Source organism: Cupriavidus sp. 291-E7 (assembly GCF_057798835.1).
Map to the genome: position 1 here is coordinate 79,738 of NZ_JBYOJV010000001.1, position 23,255 is coordinate 102,992.

The 23,255-nt window shown below is 65.0% G+C and carries 24 protein-coding genes; 9 read left to right on the forward strand and 15 right to left on the reverse strand.

Features of this window, described 5'->3' with window-relative positions; translation table 11 throughout:
- Nucleotides 1-20: 20 nt before the first annotated feature.
- Together AC3FLX_RS00360 and AC3FLX_RS00365 are read right to left on the reverse strand one after the other, a co-directional pair.
- The gene (locus tag AC3FLX_RS00360) at nucleotides 21-371 is read right to left on the reverse strand and encodes an AtuA-related protein (RefSeq protein ID WP_488693016.1); all 351 of its coding nucleotides are present in this window, start codon (nucleotides 369-371) and stop codon (nucleotides 21-23) included.
- A 12-nt stretch (nucleotides 372-383) separates the two neighbouring features.
- On the reverse strand, nucleotides 384-1,748 hold the full coding sequence (locus tag AC3FLX_RS00365; RefSeq protein WP_488693017.1) for an acyclic terpene utilization AtuA family protein: 1,365 nt from the start codon (nucleotides 1,746-1,748) through the stop codon (nucleotides 384-386).
- A gap of 126 nt (nucleotides 1,749-1,874) precedes the next feature.
- Here AC3FLX_RS00365 and AC3FLX_RS00370 point away from each other — a divergent pair, with 126 nt between their 5' ends.
- Complete coding sequence (locus AC3FLX_RS00370) at nucleotides 1,875-2,774, forward strand: LysR family transcriptional regulator (RefSeq protein ID WP_488693018.1); 900 nt, start codon at nucleotides 1,875-1,877, stop codon at nucleotides 2,772-2,774.
- Between the two features lie 17 nt (nucleotides 2,775-2,791).
- Here AC3FLX_RS00370 and AC3FLX_RS00375 read toward each other — a convergent pair whose 3' ends face one another.
- From AC3FLX_RS00375 to AC3FLX_RS00410, 8 genes are all read right to left on the reverse strand, one after another.
- The gene (locus tag AC3FLX_RS00375) at nucleotides 2,792-3,571 is read right to left on the reverse strand and encodes an SDR family oxidoreductase (RefSeq protein WP_488693019.1); all 780 of its coding nucleotides are present in this window, start codon (nucleotides 3,569-3,571) and stop codon (nucleotides 2,792-2,794) included.
- A gap of 47 nt (nucleotides 3,572-3,618) precedes the next feature.
- A complete protein-coding gene (locus AC3FLX_RS00380; RefSeq protein ID WP_488693020.1) occupies nucleotides 3,619-4,761 on the reverse strand; it encodes an ABC transporter substrate-binding protein in 1,143 nt (380 codons plus the stop codon).
- Nucleotides 4,762-5,082: 321 nt separating this feature from the next.
- Nucleotides 5,083-5,595, reverse strand: a complete 513-nt coding sequence (locus AC3FLX_RS00385) for a DUF1269 domain-containing protein (RefSeq protein WP_488693021.1) — start codon at nucleotides 5,593-5,595, stop codon at nucleotides 5,083-5,085.
- 165 nt (nucleotides 5,596-5,760) lie between these two features.
- On the reverse strand, nucleotides 5,761-7,197 hold the full coding sequence (locus AC3FLX_RS00390) for an acetate kinase (protein ID WP_488693022.1): 1,437 nt from the start codon (nucleotides 7,195-7,197) through the stop codon (nucleotides 5,761-5,763).
- Between the two features lie 71 nt (nucleotides 7,198-7,268).
- Complete coding sequence (locus AC3FLX_RS00395; RefSeq protein WP_488693023.1) at nucleotides 7,269-8,405, reverse strand: hypothetical protein; 1,137 nt, start codon at nucleotides 8,403-8,405, stop codon at nucleotides 7,269-7,271.
- Between the two features lie 13 nt (nucleotides 8,406-8,418).
- Nucleotides 8,419-9,117, reverse strand: a complete 699-nt coding sequence (locus AC3FLX_RS00400) for a C39 family peptidase (protein ID WP_488693024.1) — start codon at nucleotides 9,115-9,117, stop codon at nucleotides 8,419-8,421.
- Complete coding sequence (locus AC3FLX_RS00405) at nucleotides 9,114-9,572, reverse strand: hypothetical protein (protein ID WP_488693025.1); 459 nt, start codon at nucleotides 9,570-9,572, stop codon at nucleotides 9,114-9,116. Before AC3FLX_RS00405 ends, AC3FLX_RS00400 begins: the two co-directional genes overlap by 4 nt.
- Before the next feature lie 182 nt (nucleotides 9,573-9,754).
- The gene (locus AC3FLX_RS00410) at nucleotides 9,755-11,311 is read right to left on the reverse strand and encodes a hypothetical protein (RefSeq protein WP_488693026.1); all 1,557 of its coding nucleotides are present in this window, start codon (nucleotides 11,309-11,311) and stop codon (nucleotides 9,755-9,757) included.
- Nucleotides 11,312-11,998: 687 nt separating this feature from the next.
- Between AC3FLX_RS00410 and AC3FLX_RS00415 the strand changes: the two genes are divergently transcribed.
- The 4 genes from AC3FLX_RS00415 to AC3FLX_RS00430 all read left to right on the forward strand — a co-directional run bounded on the left by AC3FLX_RS00415 (nucleotide 11,999) and on the right by AC3FLX_RS00430 (nucleotide 15,741).
- Entirely contained in the window at nucleotides 11,999-12,781 is a 783-nt protein-coding gene (locus AC3FLX_RS00415; protein WP_488693027.1) for a GntR family transcriptional regulator, read from the forward strand.
- Between the two features lie 106 nt (nucleotides 12,782-12,887).
- Nucleotides 12,888-13,904 (forward strand): tripartite tricarboxylate transporter substrate binding protein, encoded by a 1,017-nt coding sequence (locus AC3FLX_RS00420; protein WP_488693028.1) that lies wholly within the window; start codon nucleotides 12,888-12,890, stop codon nucleotides 13,902-13,904.
- Nucleotides 13,901-15,220, forward strand: a complete 1,320-nt coding sequence (locus AC3FLX_RS00425) for a 3-isopropylmalate dehydratase large subunit (RefSeq protein ID WP_488693029.1) — start codon at nucleotides 13,901-13,903, stop codon at nucleotides 15,218-15,220. The genes AC3FLX_RS00420 and AC3FLX_RS00425 overlap by 4 nt, the downstream gene beginning before the upstream one ends.
- The gene (locus AC3FLX_RS00430) at nucleotides 15,217-15,741 is read left to right on the forward strand and encodes a LeuD/DmdB family oxidoreductase small subunit (protein ID WP_488693030.1); all 525 of its coding nucleotides are present in this window, start codon (nucleotides 15,217-15,219) and stop codon (nucleotides 15,739-15,741) included. Before AC3FLX_RS00425 ends, AC3FLX_RS00430 begins: the two co-directional genes overlap by 4 nt.
- Here AC3FLX_RS00430 and AC3FLX_RS00435 read toward each other — a convergent pair.
- Nucleotides 15,716-16,459 carry a phosphoribosyltransferase gene (locus AC3FLX_RS00435; RefSeq protein WP_488693031.1) on the reverse strand — a complete coding sequence of 248 codons (744 nt, stop codon included), beginning with the start codon at nucleotides 16,457-16,459 and terminating at the stop codon, nucleotides 15,716-15,718. The genes AC3FLX_RS00430 and AC3FLX_RS00435 overlap by 26 nt on opposite strands.
- Before the next feature lie 335 nt (nucleotides 16,460-16,794).
- Here AC3FLX_RS00435 and AC3FLX_RS00440 point away from each other — a divergent pair, with 335 nt between their 5' ends.
- Entirely contained in the window at nucleotides 16,795-16,959 is a 165-nt protein-coding gene (locus AC3FLX_RS00440; protein ID WP_488693032.1) for a hypothetical protein, read from the forward strand.
- Nucleotides 16,960-17,039: 80 nt separating this feature from the next.
- Here the strand turns inward: AC3FLX_RS00440 and cynS are convergent, their stop codons facing one another.
- Nucleotides 17,040-17,483 carry a cyanase gene (gene cynS, locus AC3FLX_RS00445; RefSeq protein ID WP_488693033.1) on the reverse strand — a complete coding sequence of 148 codons (444 nt, stop codon included), beginning with the start codon at nucleotides 17,481-17,483 and terminating at the stop codon, nucleotides 17,040-17,042.
- 59 nt (nucleotides 17,484-17,542) lie between these two features.
- Entirely contained in the window at nucleotides 17,543-17,683 is a 141-nt protein-coding gene (locus AC3FLX_RS00450; RefSeq protein WP_488693034.1) for a hypothetical protein, read from the reverse strand.
- Nucleotides 17,684-18,224: 541 nt separating this feature from the next.
- Between AC3FLX_RS00450 and AC3FLX_RS00455 the strand changes: the two genes are divergently transcribed.
- From AC3FLX_RS00455 to AC3FLX_RS00465, 3 genes are all read left to right on the forward strand, one after another.
- The gene (locus AC3FLX_RS00455) at nucleotides 18,225-18,350 is read left to right on the forward strand and encodes a hypothetical protein (RefSeq protein WP_029050781.1); all 126 of its coding nucleotides are present in this window, start codon (nucleotides 18,225-18,227) and stop codon (nucleotides 18,348-18,350) included.
- 61 nt (nucleotides 18,351-18,411) lie between these two features.
- Nucleotides 18,412-18,717 (forward strand): hypothetical protein, encoded by a 306-nt coding sequence (locus tag AC3FLX_RS00460; RefSeq protein ID WP_488693035.1) that lies wholly within the window; start codon nucleotides 18,412-18,414, stop codon nucleotides 18,715-18,717.
- Between the two features lie 835 nt (nucleotides 18,718-19,552).
- On the forward strand, nucleotides 19,553-20,500 hold the full coding sequence (locus AC3FLX_RS00465; protein WP_488693036.1) for a helix-turn-helix transcriptional regulator: 948 nt from the start codon (nucleotides 19,553-19,555) through the stop codon (nucleotides 20,498-20,500).
- Between the two features lie 61 nt (nucleotides 20,501-20,561).
- On the opposite strand, the gene AC3FLX_RS00470 is transcribed toward AC3FLX_RS00465, so the two are convergent.
- Together AC3FLX_RS00470 and AC3FLX_RS00475 are read right to left on the reverse strand one after the other, a co-directional pair.
- Nucleotides 20,562-21,611, reverse strand: a complete 1,050-nt coding sequence (locus tag AC3FLX_RS00470) for a GNAT family N-acetyltransferase (RefSeq protein WP_488693037.1) — start codon at nucleotides 21,609-21,611, stop codon at nucleotides 20,562-20,564.
- Between the two features lie 230 nt (nucleotides 21,612-21,841).
- The gene (locus AC3FLX_RS00475; RefSeq protein WP_488693038.1) at nucleotides 21,842-23,080 is read right to left on the reverse strand and encodes a DegT/DnrJ/EryC1/StrS family aminotransferase; all 1,239 of its coding nucleotides are present in this window, start codon (nucleotides 23,078-23,080) and stop codon (nucleotides 21,842-21,844) included.
- Between the last annotated feature and the right edge of the window lie 175 nt (nucleotides 23,081-23,255).

Here is a 23,255-nt window from a genome sequence, read left to right on the forward strand (position 1 = left end):
CATATGGGACGGCTCGGCAATCAAGCGGCGCCGCCGGCGAGCCGCGGCGGCAGGGGGATCGGCAAACCCAGCAGCAGGAAGGCCAGTGCCTTGCCGTGGGTATCGAGATTCAATGCATCGTTGACGCCACCGTCGAGCACGCCATCGATCACGAAGTTCATGGCCTGGATCGATGGCACGACGTAGCGCTTCACGGCCGAAGGCTGACGCGCCGCAAACAGCGCGCGCACGGCGTCCTCGGTAACGTGCGCGACCAGATGGTCGAAATCGCGCGCGTCATAGGCGATCACGCTGATGTTGGAGCGGTCGCCCTTGTCACCGGTACGGCCGTGGGCAAACTGATAGAGCGGCGCAACGTCGGTAGCGGTCATGGTGGACTCCGGTCAGGCGTCGACAAACGAATGGCTGGTCGCCACGGCTTCGCGCGGCACCAGGCATGAGGTGGCATTCAGTCGCGTGCGCATGGCCGTGCGCACGCCACCGCCGCCGGCGGGGCCGCAGGTATAGAGAGCATTCACCTCGCGCAACAGCGCCTGGGCGACGGCCTTGTCCTCATGAGCCAGTGCGGCACGCATGCGCACATCGCGTGCCTCGGCTTCGGCAGGCTGCTGCGCGGCGATCATCGTTCCGGCATCGTCGCCGAACACGCTCAGCACACCGATCAGGTCGAAGCGGATCGGCACGTCGAAGCCCAGCCCCTGCATCCGCTTGCGCACGATGTCGGCGGCCAGGCGCGCACGGGCGGCGGCATTGGGACCCGCGTACGAAATCTCGCCTTCGGCAAACCATCCACCCTGATGGAACAGGTTGGCCTTGAGTTGCGCGGGACGCGCGTGGCCCCGGATGTTGCGAACGGCCACGCGATCCGGCCCGGTCTGCTCGACGCTGACCGCGCCAATATCGGCAATCACGTCGGGCGTCAGGTAGGCACAAGGGTCGTGGACTTCGTAGAGCAGCTGTTCCTTCACGGTGCGCAGATCGACGCAACCGCCGGTATTGGCCGCCTTGAAGATTTCGATGCCCCCGTCGGCGTCGATCTGCGCGATCGGAAATCCCACGGCGTGCACGTCGGGCACGTCCTTCATCCCAGGGTCCGCAAAATAGCCGCCGCTGACCTGGGCGCCGCATTCCAGCAGATGGCCGGCCATCGTGGCCGCGGCCAGGCGGTCCCAGTCGTCCCAGGCCCAGCCGAAGTGAGCCATGACGGGGCCCACGGCGAGCGCGGGGTCGGCCACGCGGCCGCACACCACCACTTGCGCGCCATCGCGCAATGCATCGGCAATGCCCTGCGCGCCGATATACGCATTGGCGCAGACAAAACGCGCCTCGGGGAATGCGTCGCCAACGATACCGCGCAGCAACGCCCGCCCCGCATCGTGAGACAGGTCATCGCCCTCCACCACTGCCACGCGCGGCACCGGCAGGCCCAGTTCGGCGGCCAGCGCAATGATGCGGCGCGCGGCGGCGCGCGGGTTGGCCGCGCCGAAGTTGCCGATGATCGGAATGCCGTTGGCCAGGCACAGGCCCAGCACGGGGGTCAGCAGGTGGTCGAGCAGCGGCTCGTAGCCGTGTTCGGGATTGTCGCGGCGCGCCAGTTGCGCCAGTGCCAGCGTACGTTCGGCCAGCGTTTCGAATATCAGCGCGGCGGGGCCGCCGGCGGCGATCAGCGTACGCACCACGGGCAAGGCGGCGTCGGTACGGTCGCCGGAGAATCCGGCACCGGACCCGATCAGCAGGGGAGCAGTCATGGGCGTTGGCAACTTCGGCAGGTGAAATGGCAGCGATTCCATTCTAGAGCCCGGCTCGGCCACCCAAAAAGCGGATTATTTGGATTAATCTATCGGCTTTATGGATGAATCGCCCTCGCTCCCGCCATGTTGTCGAACCTCTCGGTGAAGCATCTGCGCGCCTTCGTGGCGCTGGCCACGCAGCGCAATTTCACACGCGCGGCCCAGGCCTGTCATCTTTCGCAATCGGCGTTCAGCACGCTGATCCAGACACTGGAAGACCAGGCGGGCAGCCGACTGTTCGAGCGCACCACGCGGCATGTGGACCTGAGCGCCGACGGCCGCCGTTTCGAGGAAGTGGCGCGCCGCCTGCTGGCGGACTTCGAGACCGCCTTCGAGGACCTGCGCGACCACGCCGAACGCCGCAAGGGCCGCGTTGCCATCGCGGCGCTGCCGTCACTGGCCGGTGGAGATCTGCCACCGCTGCTGGCGGATTTCCATCGCCGCTATCCGGGCATTTCGCTGGAGCTGTACGACCAGCTGGCCGACGGTTGCATCGACATGGTGCGGCGCGGTCAGGCCGACTTCGCGCTGGCGCCCGCCCCGGCACAGGATGCCGACCTGCGCGTGGAATCGCTCGTGCACGACACCTTTCACCTGGTTTGCCCGGCCGATCATCCGCTGGCCGCCAAGCGCCGCATCGCGCCGCAAGCGCTGGCCGGGCTGCCGTTCATCCAGTTGTCGCGGACCAGCAGCGTACGCCAGCATCTGGACGCGGCCATGCATCCGCTGAAGCTGCATGGGGTGATGGAAGTGGAGCACCTGGCCACGGTGGCGGCGCTGGTGGAAGCGGGTCTCGGGGTGTCGGTGGTGCCGGCGCTGGCGCTGTTCCAGTTTCGCCGCGAGGGGCTGGCCGTGCGGCCGATGCAGATGCCCGCCCTGGTACGCGAGATCTGCCTGGTCCGGCTGAAGGACCGCGGCGATTCCGCGGCTTCCGCGGCCATGATCGAATGCCTGCGCGCGCACTATGGCACCGGCAAGCGATAGTGAATCAGGCGCGGCGCTCAGAAGTGGCCAAGATAGCCGCCATCGACGGCCAGCACCTGGCCGGTAATGTAGGACGCCGCGGGCGACGCCAGAAAGACCACGGCGCCAGCCACCTCGGAAGGCTGGCCCCAGCGGCCCAGCGACGTACGATTGCGCAGCCATTCGGCAACCGTCGCATCCTCCACCATGCCCTGATTCGGTTCGGTGGCGAAATAGCCCGGCGCAATGGCGTTGACGGTGATGCCCTGTCGGCCGAGATCGGCGGCCATCGCGCGCGTCAGCGCATCGAGACCGCCTTTGGTGGCCGGGTAGAGCACGTCGTTGGCCCGCGCCACCTGGCCGGCAATCGACGTCACATTGACGATGCGCCCGTACTGCCCCTGCTGCATCAGCCGCGCGGCGTGGCGGCATAGCGCATAGGGCGCCACCAGATTGGTCTCAAGCATCGCGCGCAGGTCGCCTGCGTCCAGCTGCGCCATGCCGTTTCGATTGCGAGCACCGGCGTTGTTGACGAGGATGTCGAGCCGGCCGTGCCGTGCGGCAATGGTGTCGAATGCTTGGCCGACGGCGGCTTCGTCGGTGATGTCGAGCGGCAGCGCCTCTGCACTGCCGCCGCGCGCCTGCAATTGCGCCACGGCATCGGCCACGCGCTCGGTACTGCGCGCGCAGACCAGCACGTGCGCGCCAGCGGCGGCCAATGCGTCGGCCATCGCCAGGCCAAGGCCCTGCGCGCCGCCCGTGACCAGGGCCACGCGGTCAGCAAGGGAAAATGGGTGAGCTGCGGGTGAAGTCGCCATGCCGGCAACTATACCGCAGCACACTGGCCATATTGCGGCCGCGCCGCTTAGCGAATCAGCTTGCCGGTCGACGAAACGATCGACATCTCGACGAACGATGAGCCTGTGTGGCGAGTCGGGCTGTAGCTGATCAGGATGCCGCCAAGGTCGTAGTCACGCAGACCTTCCAGCGCGGCGATCAGCTTCTCGCGTGTGGGTTCGGCGCCAGCGCGGCGCAATCCTTCCACCAGCACCTTGGCCGACATGAAGCCCTCCATGCCCGCGTTGCTGGGTTCCTGCTTCTGCGCCTTGGCCAGGCTGCGGTACTCGCTGGCAATGCTCATCTGGCTCGAATTCATGCCCGGCACCACCTGCGTGATGATCAGGCCCTTGCCATCGTCGCCAAGCTCCTTGATGAACGAGTCCGCCGCGTTGTTCGACAGCGTGACGAACTGCGCCTGACTGCCCGCCTTCTTCATCTCGCGGATGATCTTCGCGGCCTCTGAGCCCGAACCGATCACCATCACGGCCTGCGGATTGGCCTTGTTGACACTGGCCACGCCCTGGCTGATATCGCCCATCGGACGGTTGAACGAGGCGGCGCCGGACGGTTGCACGCCACGCGCCTGCAGCGCGGTGGTGAAGCCTTCGAACACATCCTGGCCAAAGCCGTCGTTGGCATAGAAGATGGCGATGCGGCTCATGCCCGACGTGGCCAGGTGGTTGATCGCGCGCGCCACTTCATCCTGGTACTTGGCGCGGACGTTGAACACATAACGGTTCACCGGCCGATGCAGCGTGATAGCACCGGTCAGCGGCGCAACCAGCGGTATTTTCTCGGCGCCGATGATCGGGAGAATGCTTTCGTTCTGCGGCGTGCCGCGCACCATGAACAGCGCGAACACCTTGTCCTCGCCGATCAGCTTGCGCACGTTGTCCGGCGTGCGCTTGGCGTCGAATCCATCGTCGTAGGTCAGCAGTTCGATGCGGCGGCCCGCCACGCCGCCATTGGCGTTGACGTGGTTCAGGTACACCTGGGCACCGGCGATCTGTTCCTTCACGGAACCCGCCACAGGGCCGCTGACGCCGGCCGACTGGCCGATACGGATGGCCGATTTGGTGATGCCGGGTTCAGCGTGCACCGCCGTAGGCGTGACAAACCCGAGCGCGGCGGCAAGCATGCCGCACGCGAAGTATCGTGCGTTCTTCATTGTGACCCCTCCAGAAGCGCTGGCTTTAATAGTGTTTTGCAGCTGCCCGCCGCGCAGACGCGCGCATTCCAAAGATGCGCCGCGGGCGGCTCACGCAAAGTACCTCATCGGAGGTAATTGTTCAAATCGGGGAACAATCCGAGGGGGGAACTGTTGCTGCGGCAGCACACCACGACCTGGTTGGTCCGGTGACGGCCGGGTGTGGCCGCAGCGTGGCGCATGGGGGAACATGCGCCTGAGGCGCGCCACGTAGGGCGCGCTAAGGAAAATCATCCGCAGGCCATTGGACAACCTCGCCCGGCCTGCATTGGCCCGCGACGATCAGGGAAACGCGGGCACCGCGGGATCCAGCCCTGCAAAGTGGGCTTCCGGATGGGCCTTCTGCAGCATGGTCTCGACTTCTTCCACGCGGCCACGCGGCACATCCACCATCAGCAACAACTGCCCGGATTCGATGTCCTTCTCGAACGCGCGCAGGCGGCTGTTAGGCGCCGAACTGCCGATCATGCTGGATGCCCACGCACCGAACACCGCGCCCAGGACGGCCAGCACGCCAACCAGGCCCCATTGCGGGGTATCGCTGACGATCGGGAACATGGCTACCACCACGCCCGCGACAATGCCGACGCCACCACCCACCATCAGGCCCATTTCCGCTGCGTGCACGATGTCCGAAGTCTGGAACAGGTTCGCCTCGTGCAATCCGGTCATGTCCGCACCGTCGCGCCCCACGAAGTGAATGTGGCGGTTTTCGATACGGGCCAGCAGCAGGTCGTCCATCGTTCGGCGGGCGCTTGCCAGGTCCGGTAACAACCAGAAGATCCGTTTGCGCATGACTTGCCTCCTCTGTCAGGCCGCCCCGGAAATTGGGTCATCCGTCAGGGACGGTTTCGTTCGTTCTACTCTCTCAGCCGGAACAGCGCAAGGCACATGACGGCTGACTGTGGGATGACTCGCCTGATAAGAATTTCGTGCGTCACCTCGCGCTGCATCATCGGCTCAGAAAGTGATCGGCAAGCGCACCGTGACCGTCAGGTCGGGCGTGTCGCGCGTCAGGCCGGCACCCACTGAAAGGTTGAGGGTGTAGCGGTTGTTGAAGCGATACGAGTAGCCCACCAGCAGCGTGCCCTGCGTGATCCGTACCGAACCCGGAATGGTCTGCCCGTTCTGCTTGGTCGGCCAGATGATGCTCTGGTCGTAGCCGATACTGAACGACGCATGTTCGTTCAGCGACAGGCCCATACCGAAGTTGAACTGGAAGATATCGCCCGGGGCGATCTTGCCGAGGTTCTCCGTCTGGCCATTGAGCACGGTGCGGCTGACGTTGTCGCGCGCAAAGTTGTGCAGATAGCTGAAGGTGCCGAAGAATACCGCGGGGTCGGTCGGCAGCAGCCACGTGACACCTGGCTGGATGGCCTGGAAGCCCGTGCCGGTTGGCATGCCCAGCGGCAGGCCGGTACCGGTGGTGTTGCTCACGCAGCGTGTAATGCAGTCCGTCACCACTTCGAACGGATCGCGGCCCGTGTTCGACTTATAGCGCAGCCAGCCGATGAAGAACGGCATCTTCTCGTTGCCGTAGTTGAGCTGGTAGCGCAGCGTCGCTTCCACATCGCCCAGCCCGCTGCCGCTGGAACTGAAGACGTTGTCGACCGCCGTGCCGGTAAAGACTTCGCGGCTGACGGTATCGCTGCTCGAATGCACGTACGGAATTTTGGCTTCGATTTCGAGCCGCTTGGTGAGGCCGTAGCGGAACGCCAACGCGCCGATGTAGGTCGACGTCTTGACTTGCCGCACATCGACCAGACCAATCAGGATGGCCGGAATCACCGTATAGCCCACCAGCGCCACACGGTCGCTGGACGAATAGCCGTACTGGAAGCTCGGTTCCACGATGATCTTGCCGGCCGGCGTCAGCACACCAGGCTGGTCGAAGATAGGTGCGATTTCCGGCGGGCGCGTGTCGCGCTCGGGCGGCTTGCCCACCGGCTCCTCGACCCCGGAGGCCGACTCGCCGGGCTGCGCGGCCTGCCCCTGCGGTGGTGCATCGGGTGGCGCGGCCTCGGGTGCCTGCTGGGCCTGCACGCCCTGCTGCGCCGTGTTGTTGATCTGCGTGGCGCTAGCCGCGGCGCCGGCGGCGGCGGCATTGGTCGCCATGTTGCCGCCCGTCACACCGGTACCCTGGCCGCCGCGCTTGCGCGACAGCGTTTCGCTGTCCACGGTACTGCGCAGTTCGCGGATCGTGGCCTGTTGCTCGGCCAGCGCGCGTTTCATTTCTTCAAGCTGCCGGGCCTGATCCGCCAGCTCCTTCTGCAGCGACTCCAGCCGCGCGGCGGCAGGCGGCCCCGCATCTGGCGGTGTCTGCGCCTGCGCCATGCCACCTAAAAGCAGCATCGAGCATCCGGCATAGCCGATGCCCTGCAGCGAACGCTTCTTCATGACGTCTTCCTCCCCCGGGACGGCGGGCGTACTGCAGGGCCCGCACCTGTTCGATCATGACTACACGCTTGTTACCTCATTGCCGCAGACCTTTGGATAACGCTGTTCAACGCGGTGTTTGCCATTTGATTGCGGAACGCCGCTAGGGTGTTCACGCTTGCGTTGAGCGTCATCAGGCTCTGAATGTTTTGGTTGTTGAGATTATTCTGAATCACAGTACCGGGCATGTTCGATACCGCACCTATGTTTGCGGTGTTTCCTGCACCGTTCTGAATGACTGTGAGCAACCCGTTGGTCACGACCGTACCCGCGGCATTGGCCACGCCCGCGGCACCCGCTGCCATCGTCGATGCGCCTGTCGCGCCCGCGGCTGCCGTACTGCTGGCCGCACCAGCCGCGCCTTGCGCCGTCGCGGCCGCTCCAGCGGCGGCGGCGGTAGCCGATTGCCCGGCTTGCCCCGCGGCACCCTGCGCCGCGGCAGCGGCGGCCTGGGCAGCGGCCACGGCCGCTGCCGCCGCGTTGTTGGCCGCGGTGACCGCAACGGTCACCTGACCCAATGCCTGTGCGAGTTGCGTTGCCTGGGAGGCGGTGATGGCGCTGATATCGGGAATCGTGATGCTCGTCGATACCGCCAGCGCGCCATTGACGAACACGGCGCGGTCAATGCCGAAGCCAACCTGCAGGCCGCCCGCTTCGAAACCGCCACGCGACTCATCAAGCCGCGCCTGCGCGACCGGCTTCCACTTGGCCATTTGCTTGCGTGCTTCGGCCACCGGCGCATCGGGATCACGCTTGGCCAGTGTCATGGCCACGGCGAGCGGATCCTCGTTGGGGTGATGCCGGGCCACGCTGGCCTTGCTCACCGGAACCACTCGCGCAGGCGCTTCGGCGACGGGTTCGACTGCAACGGATTCAGAAACGGATTCGGTGGATGCGGCGACACGCGCCTCCAGCGTCGGCACGGACGGCGGTTCCTGCGCGCGTTCCACCAGCGCCGGCAGTTCCGTGGCGGCCGGCAGCGCTGCCATGTCGATGGCCGTCGGAATCGCTACACCGGCGCTTTCGGCGGCTTCTGTATTTTCGCTGGCCAGTGCCTCGGTGCTGGCGTGTGCCGTACCGGCGCACGCCAGTCCCGCGCCCAGCAGCACGGCAGCGGTCGCATGACCGGCCGTGCGTCTGGGCGGGGGTGAAATGCTTGTCTGGGCCATGATGTTCCTCAACTCAGAAATCAGAGGCGCCATGCTTGGGCATGACGGTGAAGAACAGACTGTCTCGCGGTACTCCTATCGAGTAAGGGCCCGTCGGCGCGACTCGCCAGTCCGAAGCCAGATTGAACCGCGCCTGGTCGGTACGGTTGTGGATCACGAACAGCAGGCTGCTGTCCCAGATCCGCTCAAAATGTTCGCGCTCCAGTGCGCGGGTGCCGCGTGCGGGGTCGCCAATCAGGACACGGTTGCCCTTGACGCCCTTCACCACGACGAAATGGTGGTAGCCGTTCTCCACGATCAGGACGATCGCCGGAATCTGCGCTTCCTCAAGCTTCGACAACGGCAACTCATAGCCGTCGGCCTGGAAGCCACGCGACTCCAGGAACCGCTTCATGTCCAGCAGCGAGAAACCTTCGGCGCGAATCTTGGCCTGGTCGCCGTTGACATACATGTTGGCGAAGACCGTCTGCTCCGACGTCGGGAAGTTGTACTGGAACGTCAGTAACGTGGCCACGGCCGCGGACCCGCAGCTGAAGTCGTACTGCTGGCGGATCGTGGTCCGAAAGCGTGCCTCGCGCAGGCTTGTGACCGGCACGTAGTAGGAGTTGCCCTGGTCTCCGGGAACGCGAATCGTGTCGGCCTGGGCGGCCGCGATGCCGCCCAGCGCCGCCGCCATGAGGACGGCCTTACACAGCAGGCTGCGCATGATCATTTGAACTGGACGTTGAGAATGGTCGCGTTCTGGATCAGTACGTTATTGCCCGAGTTCTGTATCACGGTCGGCAAGCCCGCAGCGTTCGAGAACGATCCTTCCGACACGATGTTGCTGCCGGAGAACGTGTTGACGGCCGCGTTGTCGCCAACGGTGCCATGCAAGCGCATGTCGTTGACCACCACTTCCGCGCCACCGCGCACGTCATCGAGCTTCTCGCTCGCCACAGCCTTTGCGGCCGTGCCGAATACATTCAGTCTGGACCCCGAGTCCGGCGTTGCCGCCACACTGGCCACCGCGCCCGCCACTGCCGTGGCCGCGCCTGTTTCACTGCTTGCAACCGCGACCGCCGTGGCGGATGCCTCGGCGATTGGCGGCCCTGCATTGGCCTGCATGAATGGCCAGACCATTAAGGCTGTCGACAGTGTCACGACAACCGCGCGATGCGATCGCATGGTGCGTCTCCCCTTGTGCTCCGAGGCATACCCCCCATCCGGGCCACTTGCTTCGGACCTGCAGGCCTTGGACATGGCAACGCGCACGGCCCAACCGCACCGTTCGCGCTGCCCTGCCTCATTCAACCCTGACGGTGGTGTTCCGCTCCGTGCGGAACGGAACATACCGCGTGCCAGGATGCTTACTTGCCAACTTGCATGTTGGCCTGCACATTGACGCTTTGTTGCACCAGCGATGCCATGCCGCTGTTCTGGTTGGCAATCATGATGCCCGCGGCCGACTGACCGACGCTGGTCATGGCATTGGACATGTTGAACGTGCCGGCATCGACATAGTTCACACCACCATTGCCACCGGCGCCGCCAACCGCACCGTTGCCGGTGCCGCCAGTACCGCCATTGCCAACACCGCCAGCACCACCGGCGCCACCGGTACCCGAGGAAGCACCCACTGCACCGTTGCCGGCCGTAGCGCTGCCGTTCGAGGCCGAGCTGGAAGCACCGCCATTGGTAGCCGAGCCGCCAGCACCGCCATTGCCGGCCACGCTGGTTTGCGCACCGCCGTTGCCGCCAGTGCCCGAACCCGCGCCACCCGTGGCAGCACCCGAAGTACCCGTGCCAGCGCCACCGTTGCCGCCAGTACCAGTGCCGGAGCCTGCCGATGCGGTTGCCGCAGCGGCGCCACCAGCAGCGCCCGCGCCGCCAGTGCCAGTGCCCGAAGCACCCGTGCCGGTAGCCGTCGCCGAGCCCGTGCCAGTGCCAGTGCCAGTGCCAGCGCCGCCATTGCCGGCGGTTGCCGTACCGGTGCCTGCGTTACCCGCACCGCGGTCGTTCGACTGGTTCGAAGCGCCCGAGCTGCCGCCAGCACCGAGACCACCACCCAGACCAGCGCCCAGAGCGCCGCCCAGACCGGAGCCACCGCTGCCCTTGGCCCAGCCGCCATCGCCGCCGGAACCGCCCTTCGAACCGGCACCAGCGCTGCCGCCCGCGCCCAGGGCCGAGCCGCCCTTGCCGCCTGCGCCCAGAGCTGCCGACAGCGCATCGCCGCCATAGCCCTTGCCGCCGCTGCCGTCGCCACCCCAGCCAATGGCCTTGCCGCCATTGCCGCCGTCACCGGCCGAAGCGCTGCCGTTCACTGCATAGCCAGCGCTGGCGCTGCCGTTGTTGGCATTGCCGCCGCTGCCGCCGGCGCCGCCATTGCCGCTGTTGCCGCCATTACCGCCATTGCCGCCCGTGCCACCCTTGCCGGTGCCGCCATAGCCATCGCCGCCTGCGCCGCCCTTCGCACCGTTAGCGTTGCCGCTATTGGTGGCGTAGTTGCCGATGTTATGGATGGAGTTGCCGGACACCGTGCCGTTCAGCTTGCTGATGGCCAGGGCCTTGCTGCTGTTGAACGAGTTGGTCAGCGTGGCGTTCGCGGTGCTGCCGTTGGCGGCCGCTGCCGTGCCATACCCGCTCAGGTCCTGGTCGGTGTAATTCTTCGAGTTGGAGTTGCTCGACGTACGGGTCGATGTCTTGGTCGACGTCAGCGTAGCCGTCTTGGTGGTGGTGCTGCGGTCAGAATTGTCCTGGGTCGCCGTCGAATTTTCGTTTGCGTTGGCCCCTCCGCCCTTCTGGGTGGAATTCGCGGTGGCAGTCTGTTCGTTCCCGCCTCCGGTCGTGTTGTTGTTCGTCGGATTCGCCCAAGCAGTACTTGCAAAGGCCAGTGCGATTGCCGACGCGAGTAAAGTCTTTTTCATACGAAGCTCCCAGGAAGTTTGTGCTGCGGCTCAGCCTCCGGCCGGCGCTCTCGAGAACATCGGCTGGAGGTTCAGGTCCGGCACGGTCGCCAAACCAGCCTTCCCTTGCGCATATTCAGTGCCAGCCCGCCCGCACATGGCGGAAATCCGTTGAAATACAAAGGCTGCCGGGGCCTTGCACGGGAACTTTTCGACGAGATTCGGTCTCCCGCCGACTCGGCGGACTGTGCTTGGGAGTAGACATGTCACAGGGGTGTGACACAGGTTCCGGCCGGTTGTCGGCCAACGGCCAACACTCTTCCGAAAAGCACCACACATTCAATGAGTTAGCGCGCACCTCGCGGCAAACCCGCATGGCTACGCGGCGTAACGGCCATGAAACAAGCACTCCGAGGGTGGTCGATATGCCGCTCTCGATGTGGCGGCCAGCGCGCGGGAGCTTTCCTCATCGGCTGGCGCATCGCGCCCGCGAGGGGGAAAACGCGTGTGCGCCAGTGCACAGGGTGAATCGCGCGAATCGGGCATGCTTTCTTGCGGAACCCGTACACATTCGGCGCCAGATGGGCGGTAATGAGCCGTAACACAGTGGCCCACGCGCCGCTAGGGTGTTTCATGCTAGGCTCTATGTCTGATTTAAAGTACATTAGTCCCATCAAGGACTTGTTAGCGCATTCGCCAGGCAAAACCATGAGTGAAGCCGTCGTTCCCCTGTATCACCAGATTTACGTGGTGCTCCGCCAGCAGATCGTGGAAGGCCGTTTTGGCCAGGGTCCGCTGCCTGGCGAAATCGACCTTGCCAAGCAATTTCATGCATCGCGCGTGACGATGCGCCGCGTGTTTGACCGCCTGGTTCAGGAAGGTCTGGTGCGCCGGCATCGTGGCCTGGGTACCTTCGTGAATCCGCACCCCGTGAAGCCGGCTTCCTCCGAGGAACGGGCCACGAGCCTGCTTGGCACGATCATCGACATGGGCGAGAAGACCGCGGTCAAGGTCATCTCCATCGATGAGGTCCACGCCACGCCGGAAGTGGCGGAGGCGCTGAAGATCCAGGTAGGCGACCCGGTCATCAAGATCGTGCGCGTGCGCCACTACAAGAGCCGGCCGCTGTCGCACATCACCACGTACCTGCCGGCGGACCTCGGACGCCCGCTGGTTCGCAAGGATCTGGAAACCACGCCGATGCTGCGTCTGCTGGAAGCGGCCGGCGTGGAACTGGGCCGCGCCTCGCAGGTGCTGACCGCACGGCTGGCCGATGTGGTGGTAGCCCCGCTGCTCGACGTACCCGTGGGCGGCGCGCTGCTGGCAGTGCGCCGCGTGGTGCTGGACAAGGCCGGCCGCCCGGTGCAACTGCTGATGGGTCAGTATCGTCCCGACCGCTACGAGTATCGCATGGAGCTGTCCCCGATGGGCGGCGGCGACAGCGCGAACGTCTGGGTGGAAAACGAAACCCGCACCGGCCTGCGCGACTGAATCCCTGGGCGCGGGGACGTCTCCCCGCGCCGACCACCGCTTTTCCGGGCGACGCATTTCGAGCCATACTGCGCACTCCTGATCACACTGTCGAGGAGCCATCGTCATGCCAGTCGTTCGCCCGGGCGTGCTTCAGCCGTCCCGTTACTCCGTCAAACCAGGCCGCCGCCGCGCGCTGGCGCTTCTGGCTCTGGCATCGCTGCTGGCGATGCCAGCCGCGCATGCCGCGATTGCAGGCGGCAAGCCGATCCGCATCCTGGTCGGCGCCCCCGCGGGCGGCACCACTGACACCCTGGCACGCACGATTGCGCAGGAAATGTCCCAGACGCTCGACCAGCCCGTGGTGGTCGAGAACCGTCCCGGCGCCGGTGGCAACATCGCCGCCGACATGGTGGCCAAGAGCGCCCCGGACGGCACCACGCTGCTGATGAGTTTCACCAGCCATACGATCAACGCCACGCTATACAAGAAGCTGCCGTTTGATCCGATCGCCGATTTCACGCCGATCACACTGGTGGCCAACGTACCCAGTGTGCTGGTGGCCACGCCCAAGCTGCCCGCCAACAATATCCCCGAGCTGATCAAACTTGCGCGGTCAGAACCGGGCAAGCTCAACTTCGGCATCGGCTCGGTTGGCTCGTCGGTGCATCTGGCCGGCGACATGTTCAAGATGATGACGGGCACCTACATCGTCAACATCCCGTACAAGGGCACCACGCCCGCCATCACCGATCTGCTGGCTGGCCAGGTGGATCTGATGTTTGCCAGCACCATCAACGTCGCGCAGCACGTGAAGGCCGGCAAGCTCAAGGTGCTGGGCGTGACCAGCCCGGCGCCGCTGCCGCAGTTCCCTGGCGCGCAGCCGATCGGTGCCACGGTCAAGGGTTTCGAATCGAGCGCGTGGTTCGGCCTGTTCGGCCCGGCCAACCTGCCTCCCGAGATCACGCAGACGCTCTATCAGGCGGCACGTCAAGGCCTGGCGCAACCGGCCGTACGCAAGCGTCTGGAGAATGACGGCGCGCAGCCCAGTGCCATGCCGCCGGAAGCATTCGCAAACTTCGTGAAACAGGACGTGAAGCGTTGGGCCACGGTGGTGAAGTATTCCGGAGCCCAGCCGGAATGACCCTGTCCAGCGGCACCGCCGTCGACCCCGTCCAGTTGCCCGCCACGCTCGCGCAAAAGCTCGTGGCACGCGCGGCCGGCGTGGCGCATGTCACCCCAGGCAGCATCGTGATGTGCAAGGTCGATCTGGCGATGTCGCACGACTCCAGCGGACCTCGCCGCGTGGCGCCGCTGCTGCGGGACCTGGGCGTGAGCGTCTGGGACCCATCGCGATACGTGGTGGTCACCGATCATTTCGTGCCGGCCTCCGACCCCGATGCGGAAGCCATCGTGCACTTCACGCGCGACTGGGTTCGTGAAGCCGGCATTCCGAACTTCATCGATGGCGAAGGCATCTGCCACGTCGTGCTGCCCGAGCGCGGCTTTGTATTGCCGGGCCGCTTCATCGTCGGGGGCGACAGCCACAGTCCCACGGGCGGCGCGTTTGGCGCCTACATGTTCGGCGTGGGCGCCACCGAAATGGCCGGGGTGCTGGCCACGGGCGAGATCTGGCTGCGCGTGCCGCAGACCATCCGCATCGATTGGCGGGGCGCGCTCGCCGACGGCGTCTGCGCCAAGGACATCATGCTGTTTCTTTGCGCCACGCTTGGAATGTCTGGCGGCGGCTACGAAGCCATCGAATTCACCGGCACGGCTGTCACGGCGCTACCGATGCAGGAACGCATGACGCTCACGAACATGTGTACCGAACTCGGCGCGCAGACAGGGCTGATCGCGCCCGATGCCACGACCATCTCCTGGCTGGCGCAGGCGGGCGTCGATGCGGCCACGCTTGCGGCCATCGACCCGCGCCAATGGCGCAGCGATGCCGACGCGCCGACGCTCTCCACGCATCGCTTCGATGCCGCGACGCTGGCACCGCATGTAGCGGCGCCGCACACGCCCGCCAACAGCGCACCCGTGGCCCAGGCCGCGGGGCAATCGATCGATATTGCCTATATCGGCGCCTGCACCGGCGCCAAGCTCGAAGACCTGCGCATGGCGGCGCGCATACTGCGCGGACGCAAGGTAGCGGCCGGTGTATCGCTGCGCGTGGCGCCCGCGTCGGCGCGCGATCAACAGCAGGCCGCCCATGAAGGCACGCTTGGCGTGCTGCTGGATGCCGGCGCCGAGCTGCTGCCGAACGCCTGCAACGCGTGCGCCGGCTATGGCGCCAGCCGCTTCCCGGCCGGCAGCCGGGCGATTGCCTCGACGGCGCGCAACTTTGCCGGACGCATGGGCGATGCGGGCAGCGCCGTCTGGCTGGCGTCGCCCTACACCGTGGCGGCCACCGCCGTGACGGGCCAGATCACCGATCCACGCACGCTGCTTGCATGACCCCTGCCCCCGATTTTTCACATCCGCCCGCCGGACGCATCTGGCGCTTCGGCAACGATGTCGACACCGATGCGATGGCGCCCGGCATCTATATGAAAGCGGGCCTTGATGAACTGGCGCGCCATTGCCTGGAAAACCTGCGCCCGGAATTCCCAGGCACGGTCCGGCCGGGCGACATCGTGGTAGCGGGTACCAACTTCGGTATGGGTTCCTCGCGCGAACAGGCGGCGCAGGCGCTCAAGCATCTGGGCGTGGCTGCCGTTCTGGCGCCGTCGTTCGCTGGCCTGTTCTACCGCAACGCCATCAATATCGGCCTGCCAGTGCTTGTGTGCCGGCAGACCGATGTGCTGGCCGATGGCACGCACGCGACTTTCGATCTCGATGGCGCGCAGGTGCGCCTGGACAACGGCACGCGCGTGCCCTGTGAACCCGTGCCGGATTTCCTGCGCGTGCTGCTCCATGCAGGCGGGCTGGTACCGCACCTGAAATCACGCCTCAAGGGGCAAGCGGGCCATCCCTGAACGGCGTATCGCCACGCGGCCAGGCGGCAACATGCGGGAACGCGGCTGCGCGCAACAACGTCATGGCCTCGTCGTCAGTGGTCTGCGAGAAATCGAGATAGAAGGCACCCACCGCGCCGAAGTTGGCCGGCGTATTCAGGCACACGACCTCGTCCGCCACCTCACGCAATTTCTCAAGGCCTTCCGCTGATCCCACCGGTACGGCGGCCACTATCCGGGCAGCCCTTGCCATGCGCGCGGCATCGAGCGCGGCACGCATCGTCGCGCCCGTGGCCACGCCATCGTCGACCACGATCACGCAGCGCCCCCGCATGGCCACCACGGGCCGCCCCTGACGGTAACGCTGCTGGCGGCGGCATATCTCGCCAAGCTGGCGGCCCCGCTCGGCATCGAACGCGCCGGACTCCACCGCGCGTTGCGCCCACGGGTCTTCATTGATCACGGTGTGCGGGTCGTGTCCGCTGGCATCGCCCTCCACCACGGCACCGAGGGCGAGCTCCGGATAACCGGGCGCGCCGATCTTGCGGACCAGCAGGATGTCGAGCGTGCCATCGAGCGCGATGGCCACCTCATGGGCCACCGGCACACCGCCGCGCGGCAATGCCAGCACCAGCGGCGGATCACCATCCGGGGTGCGCGAATAGCCCAGTTCGGCCAGACGGCGGCCAAGGTACTGACCTGCCTCCCGGCGGTCGGCAAAGCAAGGCGGCAGACTCATGGCGGACTCCTGCGTCAGGTGGAGCAGGGAAGTGAAGAACCGCTTCGGGACGCGGCTCCACAGCCACTATAGTCCTGCGCTACACGCGCGGCGGGATTTCTTCACAAGCGTCGCGCGCATGCCGATTTGATGGCATTTGTTGCGCCCGCTCCACTATGGGCCAGATAGCCGACGGCGATTAATCCTCGAATTGAAACAGTCTTTTCAGCGTATACCCGATGATCAAGCGCGCATGGTTCCGTAGGATTGCTGCGTGGCGGCAATCCCGCCTCAAAAGCCAAATCCCATGCAACGCGGCGCCCAGCAGGCCCGCCTTCGATTGAGTGAGTGTTACCGTGAATCCGCAACACATTTCCCGCACCGACGACGTGGCCGATCAAACCGAGGCCGATCTCGACATTCCCTTTGGTTCGCTGGAAGCCGCCGCAATGGCCGAGCTGCCCTACACCTTCCGCCAGGCAGGCACCTGCACGCGCTTCTATCAGGAATACTTCGGCTGACTGCCGGCGGTTCCGCGTAGAAATGTCCAGAGTGGCCGCACACACGGCCACCCTGGCGCCCGCAGTGCTTCAGTACGTTGTCAGTACGTCTTGTAGGGCAAGAACTTTCCGGACATCTCGATGCGCACGCGATCCCCGTTCGGATCGGCTTCGCGCTGCAGATCCATGCGAAAGTCGATGGCGCTCATGATGCCGTCGCCGAATTCCTCATTGATCAACGCCTTGAACGTGGTGCCATACACGCTGATCAGCTCGTAGAACCGGTAGATCAGTGGGTCGGTGGGTACCTGGGTCGGCAGAGATCCCTTGTAGGGCACCGTGCGCAGCCACGGCTCCGCCTCGGCGGGCAGGTCGAAGATTTCCATTACTGCGCGCGCACCCGCCTCGTCGAACGTCATCTGGCCCAGGCAGGCCGCGGTCGTCCATTCCTTGCTCTTGCCAACCCGCTGGGCCACATCGGCCCATGCGATGCCACGCTTTACCTTGGCTTCGATGATCAGGTCGGTTACGTCGTCGCGATTCATGGTTAGTCTCTCCGGTCATTCGTCAATGGAATCCCGGAGAAGACGGCGCCATCAGGGGGCTAGCGCGAGTGCGTTCGCTCGATGACCGCTACCGCATCGGCGGCGCCGTCGTCGAACCGTGCACGCGCGAACTGCGGCACGGTGAGCGGGCTCAAGCCTTCGAGTGCCTGCAGGACCAGCACGATGAACATGACCGGCATGACGTCCTCCCTCCGGGAATACGGCGAAATGACTGGCGCAAGCTTCGTGCCATCGCATCGCGCGGATGACGAGGCGCGTTTGACGCATCGTGGGGCGTACCACGGCCCGCTGGCTCCACCACTGGCGCGGTTCGCGCACCACCACGGGGAAACCGGCAGCTGGCCCCACATGGCTGAAGCGTACCCGTTTCTGCGCATAACGTGGCAAACCCGTAACGCGATGACGGGGCGGTTAAAGACGCCGCCATCACTGCGTGCCCACCCGCGCATTGCCAATGCCTCCGCCAAACCTTTACGTGAGTCATTTCCGATGTAACGCCACATTACTTGCGGCTGACAGGTCAGAGATCCCGTAAACGTCCGCGTCACATTCCCGCAAAGCCTTGCTGCACAAGGCTTGCCGGGCAGCTCGACGCATCACGAAAAGGGCGATGCGCGGCCTCCGTACATGTGAGACAGCCTTACAAGTGCAACCGCGTGGGCGGCGGACCCGCCGCTAGAGTGAAGCCGTATTCAACGCGAACCGAAAACGGAGCCCCACATGAAACGCGCAATCGCCCTGGCCATCCTGCTGACCACCACCAGCGCTCTGCTATCGGCGTGCATCGTTGTGCCGCCACGTGGTCCGCACTACCACCACGACTACTACCGCGGCGGCCGCTACTAAGCCGATCGCACCTAGACAACCGAACGACATTCCGGCTACCGCCGAAACCAGGAGAGCCACCATGAAACGCCAGATCCTGCTTGCTGCAACCGTCCTAGCCACGGGCGGCATCTTCGGACTGCTGTCGCCTGCCGCACAGGCGCACGACGGCTACTACAAGAACCCGCCCCCGCCGCCGCACCACGAGGTGCGCCCGGGCCCGCGCCCCGGCCAGGCCTGGGTGCCGGGCCACTATGACCGGGCCAATGGCAACTACGCCTGGCGTAGCGGCTACTGGCAGGCAGCGCGCCCCGGTCATCGCTATGTTCCCGACCGCTGGGTCCAGGGTCCGCATGGCTGGTACAAGCGCCCAGGCTACTGGCGCTGATAGCCGGGCATCGGTGGTAAGTCAGCGCACGCTCTGGCTTTATCGCTAACGCGGCATGCTTGCATGTGCGCAATGCGTGTGACTGACGAAGGTAATGCGGGCCGGACCCACGGGCATGGGGACCGGCCCGCTGCCTTTGCGCCGATGGTTGCAGTCATCCATTGAGGTAGGTTGCAGACCGGGCGACGGTGACGGTACAACGCGTTTTTCTTTCCTGCCGAGGCACGATCCCCGCTTCATCCTTTTGCACTAGTCCGCCAGACTCCCCACGAATGGCGCCATCATAAATAGTGACATCCGGAACATTTTCAGAGGGTTTCAGTAATGCGCCACCGGACACGATTTTCGTTAATGCCACACCCCCCAACCGGGTTAGTTTTTGATATTCGTCCGGCCATTTTCATTCAAATCGGTTGCATGCGTGAAACAACCTCCAGAGGTGCTGTATCAATCGTGAAACCCTCATGACAGGCCGTTCTGGATGGCTTTGCAAATACTTCTCCAGCCAAATGCACTATCCCGGCAATGGATTATGAGGGGGAGCGCATTACAACCCGGCATCAACCACGATCAGCCCGCTTGCATTCGTTCCGACCAGCCCATAAGATGAATTTAAGTTTCGATTTAGGAGCGAGATTTACTTTCGGGTTAGGGTACGGGTCATACTTCCGGTCGCGCGGACAAGCCCTTCTTACAAGTGGGCATCGACTGACACGGAAGCACGGGGTTACAGCTGAAGTACGCGGTGCCATCCACGGCATGCGCACAGGCCAGCGGTGTACTTCCCTCACGCAAAGCGTCCCGCATCTCACCCATAAACGGGGAGTCAATAAGAATGAACGCCTTGCTGATCGAGGAGCATCCACTGCTCCGGCTCGGGCTGTTGCAGATGCTCGAAACCATCCAGGAATCCGGACACGTACTGGCGCTTGCGCCGGCCGACATCAACCGCCTGGATATCCCGCACCGAAACGCCGATCTGCTGGTCTTCGGCATGCCCGCCGATGAAGCCACTGGCTGGGCACAGCTGGAACAGGCCCGTGAGCGCCTGGCACCGCAGCGCATCCTGGTTCTGGCCGATGCACTGCCATTGCATGTCCCATCTTCCGATGCCGCGCGCGGCATCTGCGGCTGCCTGCCGAAATCTGCATCGCTCGCCGTGATCGAAGCCGCCATCCGGCTGGCCATCTCCAGCGTGCAAGGGCTGATGTTCGCGGGCGAAGCCGTGACGACGCCGGCCGCATCGCGCTCGGCCATGCCCGCGGCCACCTCGCTGGCGTCGGCCGCGCCGTTGCCGCTTTCCGCCGCCCTGCCGCAGGACTCCGCATCGCCGTTCGCGTGCGCCAGCGCAATGCGCGCCGCCGTGGCCGTGCGCGATCTCACCAGCCTGCGACCTGGCCAGCCGATCGCATCGGCACCGGCCGTGCCGGCGCAGTCGATGCCGATCGCCGAGGATGGTCCGAGCTACAACGAAGCAGAAATGCTCAAGATCACGCCTCGTCAGTACGAGGTGCTGGTACTGCTGGCCCGTGGCTACCCGATCAAGACTGTCAGCCGCATGCTCAATATCTCCGTGGCCACCGTCAAAAGCCATGCATGCACGCTGTACCAGCGGCTCAAGGTACGCAACAAGGGCGAGGCGGTCTACGCAGCCTTGCAGCGCGGCGCCACGCTGGAATGGGTGAGCGGCGACGAGCACATGACACGCGGCAGCGGCACGCTGCCGGTGGTGGCTTCCCGCAGCAGCGAATCCACCTACCAGGCCACGAGTCCGACGATCTGAACGCTTCGCCGCGCCGCGCCCGCTCTGACGGGCCGGCGCGGTGATGGCAACGATGCCAGCGTCATTTCAAAGCGACCTCCTGACGTCGGTACGCCGGAAAATATCCGTCCAGGCCACTCATTTCGTCGGCTCTGCCGCAGCCGCAAAGCGCCGCATACCGTTGAGGGTTGACGATCAGCCGCTGCGTCTTGAAGACGTGGATGTCGGGCGAGAAGCGGTGCTTGAAACTGAATAGCGAATCCTCCGCCTGCCCGTTGCACGTCCGTCCTCCGCCCAGGATCAACCGCTTATGACCGTGCTCGCGGCCCCATGCGCGCTGCGCGTGGATCAGCAGCTTCTGCGGCTGGCGATGGAGAAACCGTGTATCGGCGCCGAACAGGTGGCTCTGCAGGATACCCATCGCCCGCGCAACCGATAGCAGCCCCGCACCGATGATCTGTCCTTCCTCTTCCGCCACGAACAGCTGCACGTCGGTACCGAGTTCCTGCCAGAGCGTCATGTAGTACCGCTCGTCGAAGTAGTAGTACTCCAGCGCATGCAGGCGGCTCATCGACTGGTTGTAGAGTTCGATAAACCTGATCATGGCTTCGAGGCTGGTGTCGACCCTTACGCCCACACCGGCCCGCTTGGCCTTGACGATGCCGCAGCGATGACTATGCGCGGTCTCATGCCAGTGCTCCGCCTCGGTCTTGGTCAGATCGATCGTGACAATCGGGCCTTGCTCGATGACGGCGCCGACCGAACTCTCCCAGCCGGCGTTGATGAGCGGATGAAGGCGAATGAACCATGACACGCAGCCCGCTTCGCGCAGGATGTCGACGGCCTTGCTCAGGGCTGCGTCCGTGAAGGCTCTCGATGTGCCGTCGCTGACAACGGGTCCGCCGTAGCCATAGGGCGAGACCGCATCCCAGTCGCCCCCCGGCAGCTCCCGGCGGATGAAAGGCACCAGCAGGTGTGCGCTGCCGTCCGTCGCATGCACGGCGTATGCCTTGCCTCGGTCGCCATACTCAGCGGCGCGCAGCCAGCCGGGCGTGTGGCAGCAATCATGCCGGCAGCATCCGAGCACGGCGTTCCATCGGGCGCTGGACGTATCAAGAATGGAGATTTCCATCAGATATCGCCGATGAGAATCGCGCATTCACGCGCAGCCGCCTTCATTGACGCCAGGCGCACATTGCCTTCGCCGCGTCCCCATCGAATCGCGCCGAAGCAAGCCAGCCAGCTATACGCTTGAGTCCGGTGTCCTGAGCGGACTAGGACAATACCAATGACCACTGCCATCGCCATCGCCCTCCCCTGCTTCCCCGAAAAAGAGCTGCGATTCCAACGACGCCATCGTCGTCATGCATCCCCACTCATCAGGCCCGCGGTCAGGGAGACGCCTGCGGCGGCACGGACGGGCGCACGGGAGGTGGCACGTGTGATGACCTCCGCGGCGACGCGCCCTGTCTCGCTGACCTCCGCATCGCTAAGGGTGGGGTGCACCAGGAACATCAGACTGGCTTCACCCAGCAACTTCGCATTGGGCAAACGCCGCATCGGGCGCCAGCCAGTGCCGTCGAATGCCTTCTCACGATAGACCTCGGAGCAGCCGCCCGGATAGCATGGCACGCCCTGCGCCTGGATCTCCGCCACGATGCGATCGCGGCTCCAGCCATCGTTGAGCAATCCCGGGCGGATGAATGCGTAGAACTTGTACCAGGCTGGTTGTGAATGTGCCGGACAAGACGGCAGGCGCACGGCGGCGCATGCGCCAAGCGCATCGGCGATGACCTCCGCATTGGCCGTGCGTTGCGCCGTCCATTGCTCCATGCGCGCAAGCTGTATCCGGCCGATAGCGGCCTGCATTTCCAGCATGCGCCAGTTTGTACCGAACGACTCATGCAGCCATCGGAAGCCCGGGGCATGTTGCCGCTCATAAACGGCCTCCCAGCTCTTTCCGTGATCCTTGTACGACCACATGCGCGACCAGAGCTCTTTCGAGTTGGTCGTCACCATGCCGCCCTCACCGCCGGTGGTCATGATCTTGTCCTGGCAGAAGGACCATGCGCCGATGTCTCCGATCGTGCCGACCGAACGCCCCTTGTAACGTGCGCCATGCGCCTGGGCACAGTCCTCGATCACCTTGATTCCGTGCTCCTCCGCCAGGACCATGATCGGGTCCATGTCGCAAGGTATGCCGGCAAGGTGCACGCACAGAATCGCGCGCGTGCTTGGCGTCAGGACCTTGCGTATGGTGGCCGCGGAAAGATTCCCGTTCGCAAGATCGACGTCCGCGAATACCGGCGTAGCCCCCGCGTTCACTACGCTTGAAATGCTGGCGATGAAGGTGCGTGGCGTCACCACGACTTCGTCGCCCGGTCCGATGCCCAGGGCCTTCAGCGCGACATCGAGCGCAAGCGTCCCGTTTGCCAGTGAGACCGCATGCGCCGCGCCAACCCACGCGGCGAACTCCTTCTCGAACGCCCGGCATTCCGAGCCAGTCCAGTAGTTCACCCGGTTGGAGAGCAAGACCTTTTGCACGGCCGCTGCCTCATCGGCAGAGAAGCTCGGCCAGGGAGAGAATCCGGTATCCAGCATGGTCATCTGCCTCGGCAATCGTTGTCAGGGTAAGTGCTGCAAATCGGGCGGGTCATGGCCCGCCCGATTCCGCACGCGACGCGACACACCGGGTCCTGCGGAATGCCTCCATCTAATCAAACTCGCATCGGCAAGTGAAGGCCGCCATGTGGCCTAGACCACTCAGTTGAGATGG

What these genes read in the sequence shown, in the direction of transcription:
- AC3FLX_RS00360 (WP_488693016.1), bottom strand. Translation starts at nt 371, where the DNA reads ATGACCGCTACCGACGTTGCGCCGCTCTATCAGTTTGCCCACGGCCGT.
- AC3FLX_RS00365 (WP_488693017.1), bottom strand. Translation starts at nt 1,748, where the DNA reads ATGACTGCTCCCCTGCTGATCGGGTCCGGTGCCGGATTCTCCGGCGAC.
- AC3FLX_RS00370 (WP_488693018.1), top strand. Translation starts at nt 1,875, where the DNA reads ATGTTGTCGAACCTCTCGGTGAAGCATCTGCGCGCCTTCGTGGCGCTG.
- AC3FLX_RS00375 (WP_488693019.1), bottom strand. Translation starts at nt 3,571, where the DNA reads ATGGCGACTTCACCCGCAGCTCACCCATTTTCCCTTGCTGACCGCGTG.
- AC3FLX_RS00380 (WP_488693020.1), bottom strand. Translation starts at nt 4,761, where the DNA reads ATGAAGAACGCACGATACTTCGCGTGCGGCATGCTTGCCGCCGCGCTC.
- AC3FLX_RS00385 (WP_488693021.1), bottom strand. Translation starts at nt 5,595, where the DNA reads ATGCGCAAACGGATCTTCTGGTTGTTACCGGACCTGGCAAGCGCCCGC.
- AC3FLX_RS00390 (WP_488693022.1), bottom strand. Translation starts at nt 7,197, where the DNA reads ATGAAGAAGCGTTCGCTGCAGGGCATCGGCTATGCCGGATGCTCGATG.
- AC3FLX_RS00395 (WP_488693023.1), bottom strand. Translation starts at nt 8,405, where the DNA reads ATGGCCCAGACAAGCATTTCACCCCCGCCCAGACGCACGGCCGGTCAT.
- AC3FLX_RS00400 (WP_488693024.1), bottom strand. Translation starts at nt 9,117, where the DNA reads ATGATCATGCGCAGCCTGCTGTGTAAGGCCGTCCTCATGGCGGCGGCG.
- AC3FLX_RS00405 (WP_488693025.1), bottom strand. Translation starts at nt 9,572, where the DNA reads ATGCGATCGCATCGCGCGGTTGTCGTGACACTGTCGACAGCCTTAATG.
- AC3FLX_RS00410 (WP_488693026.1), bottom strand. Translation starts at nt 11,311, where the DNA reads ATGAAAAAGACTTTACTCGCGTCGGCAATCGCACTGGCCTTTGCAAGT.
- AC3FLX_RS00415 (WP_488693027.1), top strand. Translation starts at nt 11,999, where the DNA reads ATGAGTGAAGCCGTCGTTCCCCTGTATCACCAGATTTACGTGGTGCTC.
- AC3FLX_RS00420 (WP_488693028.1), top strand. Translation starts at nt 12,888, where the DNA reads ATGCCAGTCGTTCGCCCGGGCGTGCTTCAGCCGTCCCGTTACTCCGTC.
- AC3FLX_RS00425 (WP_488693029.1), top strand. Translation starts at nt 13,901, where the DNA reads ATGACCCTGTCCAGCGGCACCGCCGTCGACCCCGTCCAGTTGCCCGCC.
- AC3FLX_RS00430 (WP_488693030.1), top strand. Translation starts at nt 15,217, where the DNA reads ATGACCCCTGCCCCCGATTTTTCACATCCGCCCGCCGGACGCATCTGG.
- AC3FLX_RS00435 (WP_488693031.1), bottom strand. Translation starts at nt 16,459, where the DNA reads ATGAGTCTGCCGCCTTGCTTTGCCGACCGCCGGGAGGCAGGTCAGTAC.
- cynS (WP_488693033.1), bottom strand. Translation starts at nt 17,483, where the DNA reads ATGAATCGCGACGACGTAACCGACCTGATCATCGAAGCCAAGGTAAAG.
- AC3FLX_RS00450 (WP_488693034.1), bottom strand. Translation starts at nt 17,683, where the DNA reads ATGCCGGTCATGTTCATCGTGCTGGTCCTGCAGGCACTCGAAGGCTTG.
- AC3FLX_RS00455 (WP_029050781.1), top strand. Translation starts at nt 18,225, where the DNA reads ATGAAACGCGCAATCGCCCTGGCCATCCTGCTGACCACCACCAGCGCT.
- AC3FLX_RS00460 (WP_488693035.1), top strand. Translation starts at nt 18,412, where the DNA reads ATGAAACGCCAGATCCTGCTTGCTGCAACCGTCCTAGCCACGGGCGGC.
- AC3FLX_RS00465 (WP_488693036.1), top strand. Translation starts at nt 19,553, where the DNA reads ATGAACGCCTTGCTGATCGAGGAGCATCCACTGCTCCGGCTCGGGCTG.
- AC3FLX_RS00470 (WP_488693037.1), bottom strand. Translation starts at nt 21,611, where the DNA reads ATGGAAATCTCCATTCTTGATACGTCCAGCGCCCGATGGAACGCCGTG.
- AC3FLX_RS00475 (WP_488693038.1), bottom strand. Translation starts at nt 23,080, where the DNA reads ATGCTGGATACCGGATTCTCTCCCTGGCCGAGCTTCTCTGCCGATGAG.